Origin of the sequence: Amaricoccus sp. (genome assembly GCF_036846665.1) — a bacterium.
Taxonomy (GTDB): domain Bacteria; phylum Pseudomonadota; class Alphaproteobacteria; order Rhodobacterales; family Rhodobacteraceae; genus Amaricoccus.
This window is the reverse complement of sequence record NZ_DAIUBO010000189.1, coordinates 1-7,665: the sequence shown is the minus strand read 5'-3', so window position 1 is coordinate 7,665 and position 7,665 is coordinate 1. Positions and strand designations below refer to the sequence as shown.

7 protein-coding genes are annotated in these 7,665 nt (G+C 61.9%); 2 read left to right on the top strand and 5 right to left on the bottom strand.

Translation table 11 applies throughout. From position 1 onward, the window contains the following. Nucleotides 1-404, top strand: a 404-nt coding sequence (locus V7050_RS15880) for a DUF5131 family protein (RefSeq protein WP_324410815.1), incomplete at its 5' end; no start/stop codon positions are given. A gap of 27 nt (nt 405-431) precedes the next feature. Further along, nucleotides 432-1,343, top strand: a complete 912-nt coding sequence (locus V7050_RS15875) for a three-Cys-motif partner protein TcmP (RefSeq protein WP_324375597.1) — start codon at nt 432-434, stop codon at nt 1,341-1,343. A gap of 20 nt (nt 1,344-1,363) precedes the next feature. On the opposite strand, the gene V7050_RS15870 is transcribed toward V7050_RS15875, so the two are convergent. The 5 genes from V7050_RS15870 to V7050_RS15850 all read right to left on the bottom strand — a co-directional run bounded on the left by V7050_RS15870 (nt 1,364) and on the right by V7050_RS15850 (nt 7,607). Beyond that, nucleotides 1,364-1,945, bottom strand: a complete 582-nt coding sequence (locus V7050_RS15870) for a hypothetical protein (protein ID WP_324375599.1) — start codon at nt 1,943-1,945, stop codon at nt 1,364-1,366. Next, nucleotides 1,942-3,093 carry a restriction endonuclease subunit S gene (locus tag V7050_RS15865; protein ID WP_324410813.1) on the bottom strand — a complete coding sequence of 384 codons (1,152 nt, stop codon included), beginning with the start codon at nt 3,091-3,093 and terminating at the stop codon, nt 1,942-1,944. Before V7050_RS15865 ends, V7050_RS15870 begins: the two co-directional genes overlap by 4 nt. Next, complete coding sequence (locus V7050_RS15860) at nt 3,093-4,658, bottom strand: class I SAM-dependent DNA methyltransferase (RefSeq protein ID WP_324375603.1); 1,566 nt, start codon at nt 4,656-4,658, stop codon at nt 3,093-3,095. Before V7050_RS15860 ends, V7050_RS15865 begins: the two co-directional genes overlap by 1 nt. A 17-nt stretch (nt 4,659-4,675) precedes the next feature. After that, entirely contained in the window at nt 4,676-7,054 is a 2,379-nt protein-coding gene (hsdR, locus tag V7050_RS15855; protein WP_324375605.1) for an EcoAI/FtnUII family type I restriction enzme subunit R, read from the bottom strand. A 157-nt stretch (nt 7,055-7,211) separates the two neighbouring features. Further along, complete coding sequence (locus V7050_RS15850; protein WP_197646772.1) at nt 7,212-7,607, bottom strand: hypothetical protein; 396 nt, start codon at nt 7,605-7,607, stop codon at nt 7,212-7,214. Between the last annotated feature and the right edge of the window lie 58 nt (nt 7,608-7,665).

Genomic DNA, 7,665 nt, shown 5'->3' with positions numbered 1-7,665 from the left:
TTCGGAAGCGGTATGATGGAGGGCCGGTCCCTCGGCACATCTGGCTCGGCGTTTCTGTCGAGGACGCCGCGCACGCGAGCCGGATCGAGCACCTGAAGCAGATCAATTCCGACGCGCGCTTCATCTCGTTCGAGCCGCTGCTCGGACCGGTCGGGGATGTCGATCTGCAGGGCGTCGCTTGGGCCATCGTCGGGGGGGAGAGCGGGCCCCGGGCTCGGCCCATGGACGAAAGCTGGGCCCGCCAGATCCGGGACATCTGCGAACGTGACGACGTCGCTTTCTTCTTCAAACAGTGGGGTGGCGCCCGTCCGAAGTCGGGGGGGCGTCTGCTCGATGGTGAGGAATGGAACGGCTTTCCGTGGCAAATCGTCCCGAAGCCGATCCTCGATCAGATTTCAGCGTAAACCATTTCGCACGGAGTACCGCCATCATTGAAGAAATCGCATGTTGAAAATACGGTTGGCCCATGGGCTCGGCAAAAGCTCGATGGCCTCGAGGCATATCTTCACGCTTACACCATTGCACTGAAGAAACAGTCCTTCGAACTGGTCTACGTCGATGCATTCGCCGGCGCGGGACGGTCAAGAATCCGCGACGCCTGGGCCGGCGCTGATGACGAAGACCTTCAGCTTCTTGATGACGAGTTCGTCCGGTCCGAGGAACAGTTCATCGAAGGCTCCCCGCACCGAGCCCTCGCCCTCGAACACCCCTTCACCCAATACCATTTCTTTGACGCAGATGCAGGGCGCGCGGCCCTTCTCGAGGGCCTGAGGGCCGAGTACCCGGCTCGAAAGATGAGCGTTCAGGTTGGCGACGCGAACGAATTGATCCAGAAGCTGGTCCCGCGGATAGCGGGGCGGAACACAAGGGGCGTTGCTTTCCTTGATCCTTATGGCCCCCACCTGGACTGGCGAACCGTCGCAGCCTTGGGGTCAACCAAGCGGTTTGAGGTGATCATCAATTTCCCGCTTGGAATGGCCATCAACAGATTGATCACCCGGTCGGGCGACATACCGGATGGTTGGCGCGCGGGGCTGAACGGCTGCTTTGGCGGTGCGGACTGGGAGAGCCTCGTCTATGCAGAGCGCACCGACCTCTTCGGGGATACGACCCGCCACAAGGTTGACGATGCAGCCAAGCGGCTTCTTGACCACTACGTCGGCCGCCTGAAGACCTTGTTCGGCCACGCCGCCACACCGAGTGTCGTCAGGAACACGCGAGGTGTCCCGATCTACTACATGCTGTGGGCGGGGCCCCATCCCCTCGGGCACAAGATTGCCGACTACATCTTGGCGAAGGGTGATCGGATCACGCCACCAAAGACTCGGTCCGTTCGACGATGACCAGCTGGCGGCCCCGATTGCTAGCCGAGCCGGAACGCAGGCCTTGAAAGCATCCGAACGGCGAGACCGATCGAAAAGATCGCGTCGTGGCGCAGCAGGTCGTCCGCCGATCTGCTCTCATCGATGCTGCGACGATCAAGATTGCTGCCATCATCTACATGCCGGAAATGCGACAGCGGGTTTCGCAGCGCCATCATGCGGCGGAGGTCGGTGACGTCTTCATCAGAGACTACCTCGCGCTCTCGGCAGCGGCGGAGGGTGTCGGCGAACTGGATGCGATCCGGGATGTCATCGACCAAAAGCCCGGCGTGAAGATATGCCGCCAGCAGATGCTCCACGAGCCCCTGACACAGCAGGATCGTCGCCACATAATTGCCGTGCACGAAGGACGAGCGCGCTTCGACCCAAGCGTGATAGGCTGCATGGCCACCGAAAATCATCGTCCCGGATCGCCCCATCTGCCCGCCCAGATCGGTTAGCATACGGAAACGGCCGACCTTCCCTGGCAGGTCGTCATGCAGGTCGGCCAGCAGATGGCGGACGAAGTCCAGATCCGAAAGGTCCGATAGCAGATCGGGCTGATCGTCGCGGACCGACGTCATGCGGCCTTCGCTCTCCCGACGAAGATCTCGTGCAGCATGGCTGGGAGCAGACCCTCAACATCCTGTGCGGTGCTGGCGCGGATGGCGCGAACCTCACGAGCCTTGGCTTCGATGCTGTCATACCACCGTTGGGCAGCCAGGGAGGGCGTCGGCACAAGAATTGTGGGAAGCTTCTTTGACGACAGGGTCTTGTTACGAGCAATAGTGCCCGGCGAATGGCCAACGACGCTCGAAAATCCCTCGAAGGTTCGGAAATAGGCCATAAGGAACTCTGGCGTCGCCAGATTTGGATTGACCTCACAGGTCAGCATCCGGTGATTGCCGACGGTGCCTTCGTCATGCTCTTCGGCAACCGCGATAGCCCTTTCCCAAGCCATGAGATTGCTGAATACAAGGTCCCCGTTTTTCACCCAGAATAGACTTTGCCAGCTGAATTCTGACCCGGGCATCGTCCGCCGATGGAAAATGCCATTGTAGAAACTGCGGACCCCGATTTCTGTGTACTCCTTGTCCGTCTCGATCTCTACCTCCCGCCGCACCAATGGCGCGACCTCGGACATGGGGCGCAGGGGCGCACCGTCGATGGCGCGCTGGAAGGCTTTCAGCAGCAGTGCCTGCGTTTCACGCTCGGCCGCCTCGATGGCGTTGCGGCGGTCGTCCACCAGCGCCGCGACCCGGTCGAGCTTTTCGACGATGCGGCGCCGTTCGTCGAGGGACGGCAGCGGCACCGTCATTTTCAGGAATTTCGCTTCTTTCATGCGAACGCGATTTGTCGAACCCTCGCTCGCTCGGCGACATAGATCGATGAACTCGGGCGTGCGCGAGTACCACTCGAAGAAGTGTGGCAGCACCGTCGAAGCGTCGATGTTGAAGCAGGGGAAATCATTGCTGACCAGTGCACCGTCCAGTTCCTCTGGAACGATCCCGAAGGCTCCGTGACGCGCGTCGATCCTGGAGATCAGGAACTGACCTGCCTTGGCGCAGTACTGTCGGGCGGCAGCAATCGCGCTCCCCGGAACTTCGCCACGCAGCGTGAGACCCTTTCCCCACAGACGTGCGGTGATCTGCTTGTAATTTTCATCCGGCTTTACGGGGACCCAGTCCTCTGACTTGGTCAGAAACCTGTCAATAGTTATTGTCCGCGACATCACACCCGCTCCGCCAGCACGGCCTTGATCTCGTCCATGATGCCGAGGATCCGCTGTTCCTGTGTGATGATCGCATCCACGATCTCGGCCGGCGCGCGATGATCGGCGACCTCGCCGGAATGCGGATTCTTGATGTCCAGGTTGCATGCGACGACGCGGTCCTGCGCATCGCGCTGGATCAGATCAGTCGCGGAGACCTTCCAGGCGCGCTCGTTCGGCTCGCGCGTCTTCCACCAGGTAAGGCAGTCCGCAAACTCCTCATAGGCCATGGGCGCGGTCTTCGAGTATTTCTTGCGGCCCTCCGGCAGCGGCATCTCGTAGTACCAGATGTCCTTCGTCGGCCCGGTCGTGTCGAAGAAGATCAGGTTTGCCGGGATGTCCGTGTAGGGCGCGAACACCCCTTCACGCAGCCGGACCACCGTGTGCAGGTTGAACTTCTCGAGCAGGTCCGCCTTGATCCGCGCCGAGATGCCATCGCCGAACAGCGTGCCGTGCGGAACGACGACCGCGGCCCGGCCGCGCCCGGCGCGCTTCAGGCGCCGCATGATCAGTTGGAGGAACAGCAGTGCCGTCTCGGCCGTGCGCCGGTCCTCGGGGAAGTTGTTGAGGATGCCTGCCTCCTCCTCGCCGCCGAATGGCGGATTGGTCAGGATGACATTGACCCGCTGATCCTCGCCGATCTCGGCCAGGCGGAAGCGAAGGGCATTGCCCGGGTCGATGCGCGGGGCATGCAGGCCGTGCAGCAGGAGGTTGAGCTGGGACAGCAGGAACGGCAGCGACTTGGCCTCGCCACCGAAGAAGCTGTCTTCCTGCAGGATGCGTCGCTTCTCGACCGTATCGGCCTGGCGCTCGAGATGCAGGAACGCCTCGGTCAGAAATCCCCCGGTGCCGCATGCCGGGTCAAGGATGGTCTCGCCCAGCTTGGGATCGGTCACCTCGACCATGAACCGCACAACCGGCCGGGGCGTGTAGAACTCGCCCGAGTCCCCTGCAGCGTCGCGCATCTCGCGCAGCAACGTCTCGTACAGGCGGCCGAGGGTGTGAACTTCTTCCGAAGAATCGAAATGGATGCCGTCGATTAGGTTGACAACGTCGCGCAACAGGTAGCCGCTCTCCATCCGGTTGGCGAAGCCTTGGAAGACGGTTGCGATCACGTCGCGCCGCTCGCGCCGCCCATTGTCGCCGCGCAAGCCTCGGAGATAGGCGAAGAGCCCCGGGCCGCGTGTGCCGTCCGGGCGCTCGGTCATTTCCGAAACGAGGAACGACAGGAGGTCGGGACCGGTGATGCCATCGGCATCCGCCGCCCAATCGCGCCAGCGATAAGGGGCCTCGATGATCGAGCGATAATCCTTGCCCGCAAGTTCTGCGCGTCCCTCCTCGATCCGCTCCATGTCGTCGAGGAACTTCAGGAACATGATCCAGGTGAGCATCGGCAACCGATCAAGGTCGCCGTTCAGCCCCTTGTCCTTTCGCATGATCTTGCGGGCAGACTTGATGATGCTGTCGAGACGCTGGGCAGTGGTCAGTTGCTTCGGCGCAGCCTTCTTTCGGGCGGTTGTAGCCAAGATAGAGCTCCTTCAATTCAAGCGGTGTAGAGCAGACGCTGCAGCTCGGTGACGGCGCTGCGCAGCTCCTTGCCCCCGCCGAAGCGGGCGGCGATTTCAATGACGTTGCCCCACTCGTTGAACGGGGGCACTTCCAGGATGTCGGGCAGCTTGAACTGGGCACTGCCATGTTCGGCATACTTTTCAAGCACGGCATCCAGAACTTCGCGGGCATCCGGCCCGAAGCGGTCCAGAAACTCGTCCTGCTCCCTCACCAGACGGTCAGCGCGCTCGCGCCGGGTGCGCAGCGGCGCGTTATAGGCGAGATGGCAAAGGAGATCGAACGGGTCGGCCTCCGGCTTTCCGACTGCATCAGCCAGGGAATCGAGGTCGATGCCCTTTTCCTCAAGCCGCTCGACGATTTCCGCCCGGCGTTCGGGATCGAGCCAGTCCGTGCGCAGTTCCGACGCATTGGGGTAGAGTGTGCGGACCTTGTCGCCAGTGTAATCGGTGAGCTGGCGGCAGGCGAGTTGCCGGCCGTCAGAATCGAGTTCGTACACGAGGTGCCGGACGATCGCGACCTCGCCGCCGTCGACATAGAACTTGCGGGGCCCGTTCTCGCCCTCGTCCCCCAGCTCGACCGGTCCATCCGGAATATCGGGCCCTTCAGGAAAATCGTCCGGATCCGGCGCCACTTCTTCGATCTCGCGCTCTTCCACGATGTCGCCGTCCGCATTGATGACCGCTTCGTCCTCGCGGACGGGATCGCCGTCAAAGGCGGGATCGGCGAACATGCGCGTCGCGGTTCCGGTGTAGTCGATGATGTTGAAGGCGAGCTTGCCGTAGTCGGGCCGGAGACGGGTGCCCCGTCCGATGATCTGCTTGAACTCCGGCATGGAGCCGACGACCCGCGCGAGCACCACGTTCTTGCAGGTGGGGGCGTCCACGCCGGTCGTGAGAAGCTGCGACGTGGTGAGGATGACCGGTGTCTGGGTCTCGACATCCTGAAACTTCGCCCTGTGCGCGCTTCCCACATCGCCTTCGTCGGACGTCACACGGCAAACGTAGTCGGGATGGTCCTTCACGAGATCGGTGTTCAGGGCGGCAAGCGCCTGCCGCATTTCGAGCGCGTGTTCTTGGTCGACGCAGAAGATAATGGTCTTTGCGAAGCGGTCGGTCTCGGCCATGAAGCCCGCGAGATGTCTCGCAATGGCCTGCGTTCGCGCCCGCAGCGCCACGACCCGCTCGAAGTCCCGCGTGGAGTATTCGGCGTCGGGGATCTCGCGTCCATAGCGATCAAGTTCACCCCGCGTTGGTCGCCAGCCGGCTGCATCGTAGTCCGATATGACGCGATGGACCCGATACGGGGCCAGGAAGCCGTCAGCGATGCCCTGCGCGAGGCTGTACTCGTAAAGCGGATCACCGAAATAGTTGTAGGTATCGACATTGTCCTCTCGACGCGGCGTCGCTGTCATCCCAATTTGGGTTGCGGGCTTGAACCATTCGAGGATTTCCCGCCAGTTGCTGTCGTCGCGAGCACTGCCGCGATGACATTCGTCAATGATGATGAGATCAAAGAAATCGCGCGCATACTCGCGATAAAGGCCGGGACGGTTCTCGTCACGCGCGATGGACTGGTAGATGGCGAAATACATGTCGCGGCTCTTGACCGCCAAACCGCCGGCGATCTTGTGACGGGCGTCGCCAAATGGGCTGAAGTCTTTTGCCATCGGATCGTCGACCAGGACGTTGCGATCAGCGAGAAACAGGATCTTCGGGTTTCGGTTGACCCCTTTGGAATTCCAGCGTGCTGACCATAGCTTCCAGCAGATCTGGAAGGCGACGGCAGTCTTGCCCGCTCCGGTGCACAGTGTGAGGAGGGCCCGCTTCCTGCCCTGAAGGGCCGCTTGGACCGCGCGGTTCACCGCGATTTCCTGATAGTAGCGAAGGGGTTTGGCTCGGTCTGGAAAGGTGGGCGTCAGCAGCCGTTCGGCCACTTGGTCGTCGACAATGCCCTCGGCGCGGCGGAGCCGGGCCCAAAGGTCATCAGGCGCCGGGAAATCCGAAATCGTTCGCTCGATGCCGGTCGTGTAGTCGAACTCGACAATCTCGATCCCGTTGGTCGAATACGCGAACCGAAGTCCAAGGATTTCCGCATATTCCTTGGCTTGTTGGAGGCCCTCCGCGGCGTGCCGGTAGCGGGATTTGGCCTCAACGACCGCGATCGGGAAATCCGGATTATATCGGAGAAGATAGTCTGAGCGCTTCTGCTTGCCACGGCGAGCTTTGCCGCCGACAAATACAACTCGGCCGTCAGTAAAAGTTCTCTGCTCGTTTATCGCGTGCGGGCGATCATCCCAGCCTGCTTCCTGCAGCTTCGGGACGACGAACTTCCTGCAGGTATCGGCTTCGTTCATGCGCAATCTACTTCGCCCGGTTTCGACATGCCATCGCGCAGCAAACGGCTTGTCAAAGAACTCGGCTCAGATCAACGCACAATTCTTTGGTTTGGCAGCTCTTTCGCCTGACAACGGCTCGGAGAAGCTACAGCGTGGCCGACTGATGCCGCAAGCCTTATTCCGTCCCTGGCAGCAAGGACTCGCGCTGCCTCGACCATTCATCGGGGATCTGCACTCGCAGCGACTGAAGCGTCAGGCCCGGGGGATGCCGTGCGTCGAGTATCGCCTCGACGAGATCGGGCGCAAGCTGCGTCAGCCGAAGCACACGCGTGAGGTAGGAGACAGCGATGCCTTCCTGTGCGGCGAGGTCGGCTACCGTGGCAAAGTCACCGTTGTCGAGCATCCTCTTCCAGCGGAACGCGCGCGCAAGCGCCTTGATGAGCGTATCGTCCGGCCTCCCGCGCGCTTGGGTGCCTGATGGCCGCTGCATCTCTTTCCGCCCGCCGCGCTTCACGATGCGGAATGGCACGTGAATTGTGACCGTCTCGGGGACCGCCATCGCGCGGGTCATGCCGCTGCTCCGATGCTGCCAGACAGCATCTCGCGCGCGAGCCCTCCGAGGCCGTCCA